General features: G+C 50.9%; 13 protein-coding genes and 1 pseudogene. 3 read left to right on the top strand and 11 right to left on the bottom strand.

Annotated features, from left to right (window positions below):
- Window positions 1-36 precede the first annotated feature (36 nt).
- Complete coding sequence (gene nhaC, locus C7A19_RS09920; RefSeq protein WP_116644814.1) at window positions 37-1,476, bottom strand: Na+/H+ antiporter NhaC; 1,440 nt, start codon at window positions 1,474-1,476, stop codon at window positions 37-39.
- 535 nt (window positions 1,477-2,011) lie between these two features.
- Here nhaC and asd point away from each other — a divergent pair.
- Entirely contained in the window at window positions 2,012-3,133 is a 1,122-nt protein-coding gene (asd, locus tag C7A19_RS09915) for an aspartate-semialdehyde dehydrogenase (protein WP_069362069.1), read from the top strand.
- Between the two features lie 150 nt (window positions 3,134-3,283).
- Here the strand turns inward: asd and sodB are convergent, their stop codons facing one another.
- Entirely contained in the window at window positions 3,284-3,868 is a 585-nt protein-coding gene (sodB, locus tag C7A19_RS09910; protein ID WP_069362010.1) for a superoxide dismutase [Fe], read from the bottom strand.
- A 282-nt stretch (window positions 3,869-4,150) separates the two neighbouring features.
- Between sodB and grxD the strand changes: the two genes are divergently transcribed.
- Window positions 4,151-4,489, top strand: a complete 339-nt coding sequence (gene grxD, locus C7A19_RS09905) for a Grx4 family monothiol glutaredoxin (protein ID WP_069362009.1) — start codon at window positions 4,151-4,153, stop codon at window positions 4,487-4,489.
- A 105-nt stretch (window positions 4,490-4,594) separates the two neighbouring features.
- Here the strand turns inward: grxD and C7A19_RS09900 are convergent, their stop codons facing one another.
- The 3 genes from C7A19_RS09900 to rnt form a co-directional block, all read right to left on the bottom strand.
- Window positions 4,595-5,917, bottom strand: coding sequence for a Na+/H+ antiporter family protein (locus C7A19_RS09900; RefSeq protein WP_116644813.1), 1,323 nt, complete (start codon window positions 5,915-5,917; stop codon window positions 4,595-4,597).
- 421 nt (window positions 5,918-6,338) lie between these two features.
- On the bottom strand, window positions 6,339-7,685 hold the full coding sequence (locus tag C7A19_RS09895) for a porin (protein WP_116644812.1): 1,347 nt from the start codon (window positions 7,683-7,685) through the stop codon (window positions 6,339-6,341).
- Window positions 7,686-8,185: 500 nt separating this feature from the next.
- The gene (gene rnt / locus C7A19_RS09890; protein ID WP_069362007.1) at window positions 8,186-8,854 is read right to left on the bottom strand and encodes a ribonuclease T; all 669 of its coding nucleotides are present in this window, start codon (window positions 8,852-8,854) and stop codon (window positions 8,186-8,188) included.
- Between the two features lie 209 nt (window positions 8,855-9,063).
- Here rnt and C7A19_RS09885 point away from each other — a divergent pair, with 209 nt between their 5' ends.
- Window positions 9,064-9,966 (top strand): OmpA family protein, encoded by a 903-nt coding sequence (locus C7A19_RS09885; protein ID WP_116644811.1) that lies wholly within the window; start codon window positions 9,064-9,066, stop codon window positions 9,964-9,966.
- A 113-nt stretch (window positions 9,967-10,079) separates the two neighbouring features.
- On the opposite strand, the gene gloA is transcribed toward C7A19_RS09885, so the two are convergent.
- From gloA to C7A19_RS15595, 6 genes and pseudogenes are all read right to left on the bottom strand, one after another.
- Window positions 10,080-10,496, bottom strand: a complete 417-nt coding sequence (gene gloA, locus C7A19_RS09880; protein WP_046075308.1) for a lactoylglutathione lyase — start codon at window positions 10,494-10,496, stop codon at window positions 10,080-10,082.
- A gap of 44 nt (window positions 10,497-10,540) precedes the next feature.
- Window positions 10,541-11,182 carry an endonuclease III gene (gene nth / locus C7A19_RS09875; RefSeq protein WP_046075309.1) on the bottom strand — a complete coding sequence of 214 codons (642 nt, stop codon included), beginning with the start codon at window positions 11,180-11,182 and terminating at the stop codon, window positions 10,541-10,543.
- Between the two features lie 17 nt (window positions 11,183-11,199).
- Window positions 11,200-11,898 carry an electron transport complex subunit E gene (locus C7A19_RS09870; RefSeq protein ID WP_077607675.1) on the bottom strand — a complete coding sequence of 233 codons (699 nt, stop codon included), beginning with the start codon at window positions 11,896-11,898 and terminating at the stop codon, window positions 11,200-11,202.
- Window positions 11,895-12,533: an electron transport complex subunit RsxG gene (rsxG, locus tag C7A19_RS09865; protein ID WP_116644810.1), complete on the bottom strand. Its 639-nt coding sequence runs from the start codon at window positions 12,531-12,533 to the stop codon at window positions 11,895-11,897. Before rsxG ends, C7A19_RS09870 begins: the two co-directional genes overlap by 4 nt.
- Window positions 12,530-13,609 (bottom strand): electron transport complex subunit RsxD, encoded by a 1,080-nt coding sequence (gene rsxD / locus C7A19_RS09860; protein ID WP_116644809.1) that lies wholly within the window; start codon window positions 13,607-13,609, stop codon window positions 12,530-12,532. Before rsxD ends, rsxG begins: the two co-directional genes overlap by 4 nt.
- Before the next feature lie 5 nt (window positions 13,610-13,614).
- Window positions 13,615-14,030 (bottom strand): annotated as a pseudogene (locus C7A19_RS15595) (electron transport complex subunit RsxC); the annotation flags it as partial.

Raw genomic sequence — 14,030 nt, 5'->3', positions numbered from 1 at the left:
TCGTGCCGTGTTCGCAACAAAACCTTATCGGCGTTTTTATGCGCGATCGGGCTGAGCGTCTAGGGTCGCAGCGTCATCAGTCTGCACGGTTTGTGCTGGATCGACTTTATCAACAAACCAACCCATATAGCTGGTCACGATAGTCACAGCGATACAAACAAAGCTTAGCCACATAAACGGCGCATACGACAAGGTGGCGACCCCTAAGATGCTTGCCATATAAATGCCGTTGTCACTCCAAGGCACCATCCCGGATGTCAAGGTACCACCGAACTCGGCGTTACGTGACAAGTTCTTACGCTGATAACCCAAGCGGTCGTAGTTTTTCGCACAAATTTTGGGGGTCAGTATCAGTGACACGTACATCGCTGAGCCAAAAATGTTACCCATAAAGGCCGTGCCAATGGTGGAGGTGGCCAAGCTACCCGCGCTTTTAACGCGACGTTCAAAGAGATTCGCAATGGTGTGCAGCACGCCCACTTTTTCCAGCAAGCCACCAAAACCGAGACCAAATACAATCACTGCCACAGACCCAAGCATGGACGACATACCGCCGCGATTGAGAATAGCATCAATAAAATCGACCCCTGATGCGACAGAGAAGGGGGCCCAGGCGGTGTTAATCGCCGCAACAGGGGCCATGTCTTGTAACATCACTGCCCAAACAACCCCGAGTAATGAGCCAAAGCTAATCACTGGGAACGATGGAAGGCGCATGGCGAGCAACGCGAGTACGATGAGCACAGGAATAAATGACATCGGAGTGATCACAAACTGATCCTGCATCGCCTGTTTCACCATTTCTACCTGGCTCATATCGACATTGCCAGCGTAGTGCCAACCCACAAGGGTAAATAGAATGCCGGTAATGATGTAGCTAATAAGCGCAATCGGAAGCATCCCTTTAATATGCTCGACAATTTCCACGCCTGACATGGATGAAGCCAGGATCACCGAATCAGACAGCGGGGACATTTTGTCGCCGAAATAACAGCCAGAGAGCACCGCACCCGCGGTCATTGGCGCGGGGATCCCAAGGCCTTGGCCAATCCCCATCATCGCAATCCCCGCGGTACCCGCCGCGCCCCAAGAGGTCCCCGTCGCCAAAGCGGTTAACGAGCAAATCAACATGGTCGCTAAAAGGAAGATAGAAGGATGGATAGCTTTCAGACCATAGTAAATAATAGTGGGGACAATGCCGCCGGCAATCCAGGTGCCCACGAGTGCGCCCACGGAAAGGAGGATTAACACCGCGCCAAGGCCGTTGGAAATCCCTTTGGTCGCTGCCGACTCAAGATCTTTGTATTGATGGCCTAATTTGAGTCCCAAACCCATGATCACAAACCAGCCAATAAACAGTGCTAGTTGGATAGGTAAATCGAGTTTTGCGGTAAACGAAAACGCGAGCGCCAAAAATGCACCCAGCGCTAGGATGACCTGAACGATGGATGGTAATCGAATTTGATGTGTTGTCATAACTGAACCTTCTTCACGTCGCACTCGGTGACAACCGATAGGGCGAACGTATCAATATCATTATCGGAAGGTGGATCGTCTGTGATTGCGCGACTACTCCCTGCGCGATTTAGCGATGCAACTAGCAACAACCAAACTCACATCACTGTCCGTGTGTCAGTATCCTTTTTTCCATTTGTGAGGCGTCATACTCTAGCTAACAGAACAATGAGATGGGAAACATTTTTGTCGCTTATGTGAGTCAAACGCGAGCTGAGTTAATTGTCATTATGAGTTGTTTATCTTGTGTTTTTCAAAGGTTACCTGCGTGTTTTTTATTAATGATCTTTATGTGTATGAGGGCAGTGTTTTTCGACGTATGTACGTTAAACCAAGTAAGGGATCAGTGACGGAATGTTTAAAAAATGGTGGATAATTGAGCAGAAAAAGGGGCTAACCTGACGACTGAGAAAAGACGTGTTAGTATCAAAAACGTTTTTTCACTGACTGTCGAACTTTATACGACGGTCACACAACATGGAGTGTGAAAATTATGATGCGAGTAGGTTTAGTTGGCTGGCGCGGCATGGTGGGATCGGTGCTGATGCAGCGTATGGTAGAAGAAAAAGATTTCGACCATATCGAACCTGTCTTTTTTAGTACCTCTCAAGTGGGTATCGACGCACCGAACTACGGTAAGGATGCGGGCACCTTAAAAGATGCTTACGACATTGAGATGCTAAAAACCCTCGATGCTATTATCACCTGCCAAGGCGGAGACTACACCAACGATGTTTACGCAAAGCTGCGTGAATCAGGTTGGAAAGGCTATTGGATTGATGCGGCGTCATCACTACGAATGGCAGATGATAGTATCATCACCTTGGATCCGATTAACTTCAAACAAATCCAAGCGGGTATTCATCAAGGCACGCGTACCTTTGTGGGGGGTAACTGTACCGTCAGTTTAATGCTGATGGGCTTGGGCGGCTTGTACCAAAACGGGTTGGTCGAGTGGATGACTGCCCAGACGTATCAAGCTGCGTCTGGCTCAGGCGCCAAGCATATGCGCGAATTGATCAGCCAAATGGGTGTGATCAACGATGCCGTTAATACCGATTTGGCCAGCCCTGCTACCTCTATTCTGGACATTGACCGCAAAGTGGCGCAAACCCTACGCTCGGGTGATTTCCCAAGTGACAACTTTGGCGTGCCGCTTGCCGGCTCACTGATCCCTTGGATTGATGTGAAGCGCGACAATGGTCAAAGCAAAGAAGAGTGGAAAGCTTCGGTGGAGACTAATAAGATCTTAGGGTTAGACCACAATCCGATCCCTATCGACGGTACGTGTGTTCGTGTCGGGGCGATGCGTTGTCACAGTCAGGCACTGACCATTAAGCTGAAAAAAGCGGTGCCAATGGATGAAATTGAAGACATGATTGCATCACATAACGACTGGGTCAGTGTGGTGCCTAATGAGCGCGATGTGACCATGACGGATCTGAGTCCGGCTAAAGTGACAGGCACCATGTCTGTGCCTGTGGGTCGTTTACGTAAACTGGCAATGGGTGATGATTTCCTCAATGCCTTTACCGTGGGTGACCAGCTGCTGTGGGGCGCGGCAGAGCCTCTGCGTCGTACATTGCGTATTATCTTGTCGGAAAAAGCGCAAGACTAATCACTGAGCGATAACCACCGCAAGCCGCCAACGTCGTTGGCGGTTTTTTTGTGTCCGGCGTTCTGTATCGCTTAGTCCTAGCGTTTCAAGCGCGCATAAAAAAGGAGGCGATAGACGCCTCCTTAGCTTCAAGCTTTTTCGTAAGCTGACTTAGCCTGCGAAGTTTTTCGCCACGAAGTCCCAGTTAACCAGCTTCCAGAAGGCAGCCAGATAGTCTGGACGCACGTTGCGATAATCGATGTAGTAAGCGTGCTCCCAAACGTCCACAGTCAGTAGTGGTGTTTCACCGTCGTGAGTCAGTGGGGTTTCAGCGTTTGATGTGTTGACGATCGCCACTGAACCATCAGCTTTTTTCACCAGCCACGTCCAGCCAGAGCCGAAGTTGGTGACTGCTGCGTTGGTGAATTGCGTTTTAAACTCGTCAAAAGAGCCAAAGGCTTTCGTGATTGCGTCTGCAACGTCACCAGTCGGCTCGCCGCCACCGTTAGGGCTTAGGCAGTGCCAGTAGAAGGTGTGGTTCCACACTTGCGCGGCATTGTTGAATACGCCGCCTGAAGAGTTTTTGATGATCTCTTCGAGTGACTTACCTTCAAAATCAGTCCCTTCAATCAGACCATTAAGCTTCACGACATAGGTGTTGTGGTGCTTGTCGTAGTGATAGTCCAAGGTTTCTTTTGAGATATGTGGTTCTAGTGCATCTTTTGCGAACGGGAGTTCTGGTAGTTGGAATGACATTGCTTATATCTCCGTTTTTATCGTGAGAGTGCTTCCTGTAGTCCATCACCGGCGCTCAAGCGTGTGGTTTGTCATCAATGATCACACGAACCACCCATCACCTAAGCATCGGGTGTGGCTACTATTTTCGTTTTGCTCAGTGTAGTTTAGCAAGTTTTTACTTTATTAAAAGGATCGCGGTAAAATTTTTATGCCTAATCCCACAAAAGATTTAGGCATTTTTTTCCGGCTTGTTAACCAGTAGAATCAAGACAAGATTCACAGACAGTGTTCGAGGAAGCAATGGAAACAACGGACAAAATCAAGCAGCAAATCGAAGAAAATGCGATTCTGCTTTACATGAAAGGGTCGCCAAAACTGCCAAGCTGTGGTTTTTCGTCACAAGCCTCTCAAGCGCTTATGTCGTGTGGTGAAAAGTTTGCATACGTGGATGTATTACAAAACCCAGATATTCGCGCAGAGCTGCCTGTATACGCGCAGTGGCCAACCTTTCCACAACTTTGGGTTGATGGTGAATTAGTCGGTGGTTGTGACATCATTCTGGAAATGTTCCAAAAAGGTGAGCTACAGCCACTGGTCAAAGAAGCGGCCGAGCGCCGTGATGCGAGCGAAAACGAATAACGCGGTTACTGATGTGACAGGCCTTGAAAAAGCCACGTCTTGGACGTGGCTTTTTGTATTCATCGGTGCGTGAAATCGCGCGTTACGTTTGTTTGGCGCCCCCGCTTAGAGCACCATGGCCGCGAGCCAGCCAAACGCAATTAATGGCAAATTGTAATGAATAAAGGTGGGGACGACCGTATCCCAAATATGTTCGTGCTGACCGTCGGCATTGAGCCCGGACGTGGGGCCCAAGGTGGAGTCTGACGCCGGCGAGCCTGCGTCGCCCAACGCGGCTGCCGTGCCTACCAACGCAATTGTTGCCATCGGTGAAAAACCAAATGCCAGTGAGAGGGGCACGTAAATCGTCGCGATAATGGGAATGGTCGAGAAGGACGAGCCAATCCCCATGGTGACCAGTAGACCCACCACCAACATTAGAAAAGCCGCCAGTGGCTTATTCTCACCAATGGAGCCAGACAGGGACGCGACCAAGGATTCGACACCCCCTGTCGCTTTCATGACGGCGGCAAAGCCCGCGGCGGTGATCATGATAAAGCCAATCATCGCCATCATGTGCACGCCTTTGGTAAAAACATCTTGGGTGTCTTTCCAGCGGATCACGCCACCAAAGGTAAACACCATAAAGCCAGCCAACGAGCCCACAATCATTGATCCGGCCATCAGCTGAACACTTAGCGCGGCAACAATCGCAATCGCGGCGACCCACAAGTTGCGCGATTGAATGCCTTGGTTTTCCGGCTCAGCGCTGAGTACGTCTTTTTCACTGTATTGGCGAGGCTGACGGTAGCTGATAAAGGTGGCGAACAACAGGCCAACGACCATACCCGCAGCAGGCAACAGCATCGCGGTAGGAACCTGGCTCGCAACCACATCAAGACCATTGTCATTGAGATTTTTGAGCAAAATGTTGTTCAAAAAGATGCCGCCAAAACCGACCGGTAACACCATATACGGCATGATTAAGCCAAAGGTGAGTACACAGGCGACCAATCGACGGTCGAGCTTTAAGCGTTGGAACACATGCAATAGAGGGGGGATCACAATGGGAATAAAGGCAATGTGGACCGGGATTGCGTTTTGCGACGAAATCGCTAACAGGCCTAATAGGACTAAAACAACGTATTTAAAGGTGGCGGTATTGGCATCGGTGGGACGCGCGTTTAACTTGCGGATCACCGAGTGCGCAAGCACATCCGTGATCCCAGAACGGCTGATAGCGACCGCAAAGGTGCCGAGCATCGCATAGCTCAGGGCAATGGTGGCGCCGCCACCCAGTCCGCCCTCAAAGGCACTAATGGTGTCGGAAATACTAAGACCACCGACCAAGCCACCAAGGACGGCGCTGAATGTGAGCGCGACAACGACATTTACACGCATAAGCGCCAATGCCAGCATGACGCAGACTGAAATGACTACCGGGTTCATTAAACATTCCTGCTATAGGTGTGGTGACTGCAGCTTCACTGCAGGGATTATCTATGGTTTTGTAATTAAGCTACCCAGTTTGCGCAAAATTTTGTCCGTGTCGAGGGGTAATCGGTTTTTTTTGGTTACTTTCTTTCATGCTTGTCAGCCTTGCTGAAAGTCGCGACCAGTAAAGTAGGCAAGAAGGCGCGCCTGCAAATGCTGGTGGTGTGAGTAGCAGTGGTGTGGGGGGGAAAGCAATCGCAGGCCACACGCAGGCACGCCGTTAACCCATCCCTGGGGGCTCCGCCGCGCCGTCCTTGGCGCGGAGGGCCTGCTTAGCGGCCAGCAATCGCTTCTAATGTCATTCAGGGCAGAACATAGATCGAAAAAAGCCGGCCTATGTAGGCCGACTTGTTGGGTGATGGCTAAGTTGCAGGGCTTAGAACAAGTAGTTCAGCTGCAAACCATAGATGTACGCGTCGCCACCGGCTGAGAACGCAAACCCGTCTTCAGTGCCGTCGACTTGGTCGCCGTCTAGGTAAGCGAAACCCGCGTCAACAGAGAGGTTCTCGTTCGCAGTGTAGGTCGTACCCAGGCTCCACCAGTGACGGTCAGAATCAGGGATACTGAGTGTGCGGTCTTCAGCGTCAACAGGGCTTTCATCATAGGCGTAACCCGCGCGGAAGGCCCAGTGGTCATCCATGGTATAAGTCGCACCCAATGCGTAGCGCCAGCTATCGTTCCAGTTTTCGTCTTTTTGCAGGCATTGATTATCAACGTTATTTACTAAATCATTACATTGTTCCCCAGTAGCTTTAAGCTCTTGGAAGCTATCCCAGCCGACATACATCGCGCTGTAGTGCACCGCAATTTGTTGGTTAAGTTGGTGGAAGCCAGAAAACTCGATAACCTCTGGTAAATTAAGCTCTAGTTCACCACTGACCTTATCGAATTGACCAGGAGTCCCAGTGCCATAAGTTGACAATCCCTCATAATCTCCCTCAAGCGTTATATCCGTTTGCGAGCGGTAGGAAAGGCCAAAACGGTTGTCCTCATCCATTTCCCAAAGAACACCCAAATTCCAGCCAAAGCCCCAGCCATCACCTTTGAGGTGAGCTATTCTGGTTTTAGGATCGGTTATATTAAATGATGATAGCGTTGCAGAACCTGGACCAGGACCGTCGAAATCAATTGCGCCTGCCCCTGCAAACCGATTCAACTCCGCGTCTGCATAAATAGCGCTTATCCCTGCGCCGATACTCCATTGATCGTTGAGTTTGTAGGCTATATTGGGATTAAAATTCATCGTTACTAGAGCTGTATCACCCGCCCCTGGGCCGGCGGCAAAATCTTTTGAATATTCAGTTGATAGGCCAAAATTGGAGAAGGCAGAGAAACCAACGGCGAGCCGTTCGTCAATTGGCTTAATCAAGTGGAAATTGGGCACATACTCAGTCGGAGCAAGGTCTTTTTCTTCGGTTGAAAGATTTGCAGCCTGTAGTGCTTGTTTATTGAGAAGGCCATCTCCACCACTTTCAATATCCGCGTGAACATCAGGATCAATAATGGTTAAGCCGCCCGAGAACGCGGTGGTGTTAAAACGAGTTAGGGCAGCGGCGTTGCGTGCGCCTACTGCGGCATTATCTGCGATAGCGGCTTCACCGGCAAAAGCACGCCCCAAACCGGATACCGAGGTCTCTGATACTTGAAAGCCAGCACTGTGTGCTTGTACGGCTAACAAAGATAAACTGGTTGCCACTAGCGATTTCTTAAATAGTGATGACATAACGCGCCTCACTCCTTTGTTAATTAGCTTCTTGTTCTTTGGGGCCGCCTCTTCAAAGCCCATCTTACGTGGGCGAGAGAAGTGGTCGGATGTTCTACAGGTTCAATAGTGGCACCAATTTCACGTTTGTTAAAGGTTGGTTTCAAAACGGGTAACACGGTATTTCACCTGGTTAGGCTGACATTGTTTCTATCGGTTGTTTTAAGTAAAAACTCTATTTGAGTAATAACTATGTTCAGCCCCTATTTAACGTGATTTTTACATTTATATTTTGTCGCTCACTCCTCATGTGCCTGTTTAATAATGGTTAGTCTGATCGCCAAATAAAGGCCAAAATAAGATCACGAAAATGTGACCGCAAACAAATTGTTAACAAGTCTAAGCGGAACTTTTTGTGGTTGGTGAACACGTTTGGCGTCAATCATGCAGAGCCGGTAGCAACGCAAAGGTTGCGTTGTTGCCGACCTGACTGTGCGTATGTGATCTCTCTATCAGCGTGATTAGGTAGAGGGGGACGCTGTGCTCTCCGAGGTGGAGGGAAGTGGCCAACCGCCTAAACGTTTCCAACGATTGACAATTTCACAGAATAGCTCAGCGGTGCGCTCGGTATCATAGAGTGCACTATGCGCCTCTTTATTATCGAACGGGATCTGCGCCGTTTGGCAGGCTTTAGCCAATACCGTTTGCCCGAGCGCCAGTCCGCTCAGGGCGGCGGTATCAAAGGTGGCGAAAGGGTGGAACGGGTTACGCTTGAGCTTTGCCCGCTCGGCGGCGGCCATTACAAAGCTATGATCGAAATTGGCATTGTGGGCGACCATAATGGTGCGTTGGCATTCCGCTGCTTTTTGCTCTTTACGGATCAGCTTAAAGATTTCCCGCAAGGCCTCGCCCTCATCAACCGCGCCACGTAGTGGGCTATAAGGGTCACGGATGCCGGTGAACTCTAGAGCGGCTGGCTCGAGGTTAGCGCCTTCAAAAGGGGTGACATGAAAGTGCAGCTTTTTGTCTGGCATTAGCCAGCCCTGCTCATCCATTTTTAGTGTCACGGCACATATTTCTAGCAGTGCATCGGTTTGGGCATTGAAGCCGGCTGTCTCAACGTCGACAACGACAGGGAAATAACCACGGAATCGGGCTTTGAGACTGTTTGGATCACTTGCTTGGCTCATGCTGATGTCACTTTACTAACAATAAGAAAAGCGTGATTATCGCAAATAGTGGCGTTAAGCTAAAGTCGGCGTGTCACGCGTCGATAACTTTATAATCATTTGTTTGTGTCTTAGTCATGTTTCGGTCACTGTCCTAGCGGTGACGTACGCAACCTTGCAAGCAGTAAACTGTGCGTGAAGACAGAATCACGCGACGTACGGAGTCTGTAATGGCGTTTTGTCCTGTTGATTTAATAAAATGGCGCTTTGTGGTGGTGTTGTCATGTGTTGGTCTGCTTCTGCCCAACCAAGCGTCTGCCAACAAGCAGTACGTGGCATCCTTGGGGGAGTCAAACTGGACAGTGACGATTGATACGCCAATCGAGTGCCGGCTAGAGCATGACGTGCCAGGGTACGGGCAGGCCTCGTTTACGTCGCGGGCGAGCAAAGACATGAATCTCGATTTCTCACTCGATATGCAGCGGCCCATGGGTGAGACCGCGCAGGTATCATTGCTTTCCATGCCCGCTGACTGGATGCCCGGTGAACCCGCACGTTATATGGACCAGCTCAAATTTTTCAAGCAATTTAATGGTTTTGTGGGCGGTCAAACGGCTTGGGCGATGCTGAGTGAGTTAGAGGCAGGTCGCTTCCCGACGTTTAGCTTTAAAGATTGGCGGCGTCAGCGGCAGCAGGTAGATGTGGCGCTATCGGCGGTGGCATTTGGCTCGCCATATAATGAATTCAGCCGGTGTCTGAATAAGCTTTTGCCTTATGCGTTTGAGGATATTTCTTTTACGGTGTTGCGCTACCAAGAAAATAGCGATGAGTTGACCAAAGCCAGCCGCCAGCGACTCACGCAGATAGCCGAGTTTGTTCGTTACAGCGACGATATCGATTTGGTGTTAGTGGCGACCTATTCAGATGCACGAGGCACCCGTGAAGCCAACCAGCAAATGTCGGAGCGGCGGGCGAAGAAATTGCGCGACTACTTCACCTCGCTGGGCTTGCCTGAAGATAGAATTACCGTTGAGGCCTATGGCGAACGCCGCCCGATTGCCGACAACGATAACCCGATTGGACGCAGCAAAAACCGCCGTGTGGTGATTTCGTTGGGAAGAACTTTGTTGTAGACGATAGCTGCAGACGTTATCACAGACAGCACATGCGGCGATAAAACAAAGACAGCACAAAAAAGCCCGGCATCTCGTGCGCCGGGCTTTTCATTTTGACCTGTCTTGCTGTGTTAGCCGTTCAGACCCGCAGAAGCACTTTTGTTCTGGATCAGCTCGAGCTTGTAACCATCAGGGTCAGTAACAAACGCGATTTCAGTGCTACCGCCTTTGACTGGGCCTGGCTCACGGGTGATGTTGCCACCCGCTTGGCGGATTTGATCACAGGTCGCGTAAACATCATCGACCCCAATGGCGATATGGCCAAAGGCGTTACCGTGATCGTACTCGCTTTCACCCCAGTTATAGGTCAGCTCAATCACGGCACCTTCTGATTCGTCGCTATAGCCGACAAACGCGAGGCTATATTTATACTGCTCATTTTCATTGGTGCGTAACAAACGCATTCCCATTACTTCGGTGTAAAACTTGATAGCACGGTCTAGATCACCGACGCGGATCATAGTGTGTAGAATTCTGCCGTTTGACATGACGTTGCTCCTTTTTTGCTTGCCAGTGCTCGCCCTCGATGGCGTTAGCTATCTGGATAAACTTTTTCTTTGTACTCACATAAATCTTCAATGATGCAACTGCCACAGCGAGGTTTTCGTGCGAGGCAGGTGTAGCGTCCATGCAGAATTAGCCAGTGGTGCACATCGACCTTAAATTCTTTCGGCACCACCTTGATCAGTTTTTCTTCTACGTCATTGACGTTTTTACCCATCGCGAACTTGGTACGATTGGACACGCGAAAAATGTGGGTATCGACAGCGATGGTGGGCCAACCAAACGCGGTGTTGAGTACCACATTGGCGGTTTTGCGTCCCACGCCGGGCAGGGCTTCTAGCGCCTCTCTACTTTCTGGTACCTCGCCATGGTGTTGTTCAATCAAGGCGCGGCAAGTTTTAATCACGTTCTCGGCTTTGGAATTAAACAGGCCAATATTTTTGATATAGGACTTCACCCCATCCACGCCCAATGCCAGTAGCCCTTCGGGCGTATTGGCCACTGGATACAGCTTATCGGTGGCTTTATTGACACTCACATCGGTTGCTTGCGCAGACAGTAACACCGCGATTAGCAACTCGAAAGGGGTTGACCAATTGAGTTCCGTTTGCGGGTTTGGGTTGTTATCGCGCAGGCGTTCCAGAATTTGCCGTCGTTTTTCTTTATTCATTTATCCTATCCTGTCGATCATTGATTACCCGTCACACGCGCGCGCTCAATCACTGGCTTGTCGTCTTTTTCTGTTTTACTGGCAAGGTGTGTATCAATGATGTTCTTCAACGCGATCAGAAAGCCGACCGCGAGAAACGCGCCTGGTGGCAATATCGCTAGTAGAAACTTGGTGTCGAATTGAAAAATTTCAATCCGCAGTGCGGCAGCCCAATCACCGAGCAAGAGGTCGGCGCCATCAAACAAGGTGCCATTGCCGATGATTTCGCGAATAGCGCCGAGTACCACCAAGGCTGCTGTCATGCCGGTGCCCATCCAAAAACCATCGCTCACTGACAAACCAACAGGATTTTTGGAGGCAAAGGCTTCGGCACGGCCGATGATAATACAGTTGGTGACAATCAAGGGGATAAAAATCCCCAGTGATTGATAAAGGCCGTAAGCATACGCATTCATGACCAGTTGCACACAGGTCACCAGTGAAGCAATCACCATCACGAAAATAGGAATCCGTACCTCTTTAGGTACCCAGTCTCGGATCAGTGACACAATTAAATTAGAGCCAACGAGTACGGCCAAGGTGGCGACCCCTAGGCCAAGTGCATTGGTGACGGTAGCGGATACCGCCAAAAGTGGACACAGCCCCAATAACTGCACAAACGCTGGGTTATTACTCCACAAGCCATTTTTCATTAGCTCTTTGTGGGCGCTATTCATGACGCTCCTCCGCAATTAACTGGTTGGTTGATCAGCGCTTCTTGGCGTTGACTCACAAACCAAGCCGCCTTTTTGACGGAGCCGACAACCGCGCGCGGGGTAATGGTGGCACCGGTAAACTGATCAAACTGCCCGCCGTCTTTTTTCACCGCCCAGCGCGCATCATCCTCACTGGTGACGGTTTTGCCGCTAAAGCTATGGATCCAATCTGACACCCGCAAGCTCACTTTATCACCCAGCCCCGGGGTTTCGTTATGCTCGAGAACCCTTACGCCCAGCACCTGGTGACTAGTCGCGTCCATACCGATCAAGACCTTGATAGCACCATTGTAGCCATTAGGGGCGATGGCTTGGATGGCAACGGCGCTGACCTCACCGTTGAGGGTGGCAACATAAAAAGGCAGCGCGTCATCGGTCCCCAAGGCGTCCTTATTTTCGACAAGGCGACAGCTTTGATGCAGTGCATTATCGTGCCTGTCTTCAGGGATCACCTGATTGAGCGCCTTTGATAATTGAATTTGCTGCTGCTCTTTAATGGTGTCTTCGGTCAGTGCGTGAGTGACCGCAACCAGTGCTGTCGACAAGAGGGCAGCGATTGCGAGAATGCCCCCATGTTTTTTTATGGTCTCAATCATGACTTTGACTTCTTCTCTGCACGGTTTGTGGCATGTCCATACGTTCTTGGCTTGGTGTAATAATCAATCAAAGGGACGCACAAGTTGGCAATGATCACCGCAAATGCGATCCCATCAGGGTAGCCGCCCCACGTACGGATTAAATAGACCAATACGCCAATCAGGCCCCCAAACCATAAGCGGCCCCGGTCGGTCGTGGAAGCAGAAACCGGATCGGTGGCGATAAAAAACGCCCCGAGCATGGTGGCACCGGATAACAAATGGATCAGAGGCGAGGCGAGTTGATCCGGTGCGATTAGGTGGCCGAGCAATGAGCATGCAAGTAAGGCGGCGAGTACCGCGACCGGAATATGCCAATTGATAATGCCACGTTGGATCAGCACCAAACCACCGAGGAGATAAAGTGTGTTGACCCACGCCCAACCTTTACCGCCTAGCGCTGAGAAAATGGGCTGCTGCAAGGCTTCACTCACAGTTTGGCCGCCGGCCAGTGCGGTTTTTATGGTATCCAGAGGCGTTGCCATGGTGGCGCCATCCACGGTCATACGCAATTGGTTGACGCTAAAGCCATCTAAGGTATAGCCGCCAAAAATTGCCGCGAGGGTATCGGTAATGGTCAAGCTATGGGTGGCGAGACTCTCCGGTGGTAACCAGGTGGTCATTTGCACTGGAAAAGCGATGAGCAGTACCACATAGCCAACCATGGCAGGATTGAAGAGGTTCTGTCCTAATCCGCCGTAGATATGCTTGGCAACAATAATCGAAAACGCGGTACCTATGACGATCACCCACCAAGGTGCCATCGGCGGGATCGCGACCGCCAACAAAAACGCGGTGAGGAGGGCACTGTTGTCACGCAGGTAAGCCATTACGGGGCGACGTCGTAGCCGCATCACCAGCGCTTCGGTTGACCATGCCGTGATAACTGCCAAGGTTAATTGAACCAGCACGCCCCAGCCGAAGAAATACCACTGTGCGGCCAAACCGGGTAGGGCACAGAGGAGCACCGTCAGCATAAGATGGCTGGTGGAACGTTTGTTATGGGCGTGTGGTGAACTTGCGATGAAAAACGCCACGAGGGTTATTCCTTATCTTCTTGTGATTGTTGTGCCGCTTTACGTGCTTTGGCACGGGCAACCGCGGCGGCGACAGCGGCTTTTTTGTCGTTAGCCTCCTCAGCGGCCGGCGCGGTGTCTGCAGCATCGGATGGCGTATCGGCAGCCGTCTCAGGTTGTGGCTTGGTGTCGCTTTGCTGGGCCGCTTTACGCGCTTTGGCACGCGCAACCGCGGCGGCGACAGCGGCTTTTTTGTCGTTAGTCTCGTCAGCTGCCGGCGTGGTGTCTGCAGCGTCATCGGATGACATATTGGCAGCCGTCTCGGGTTGTGCCTTGGCATCGCCTTGCTGGGCCGCTTTACGCGCTTTGGCGCGTGCAACCGCGGCGGCGACAGCCGCTTTTTTGTCGTTAGCCTCGTCAGCGGCCGGCGCGGTGTCTGCAG

Origin of the sequence: Salinivibrio sp. HTSP, from assembly GCF_003390965.1 — a bacterium.
GTDB classification, from domain to species: Bacteria; Pseudomonadota; Gammaproteobacteria; order Enterobacterales; family Vibrionaceae; genus Salinivibrio; species Salinivibrio kushneri.
Note: the sequence above shows the minus strand (reverse complement) of the source record. Positions and strands in the feature narration are given on the sequence as shown.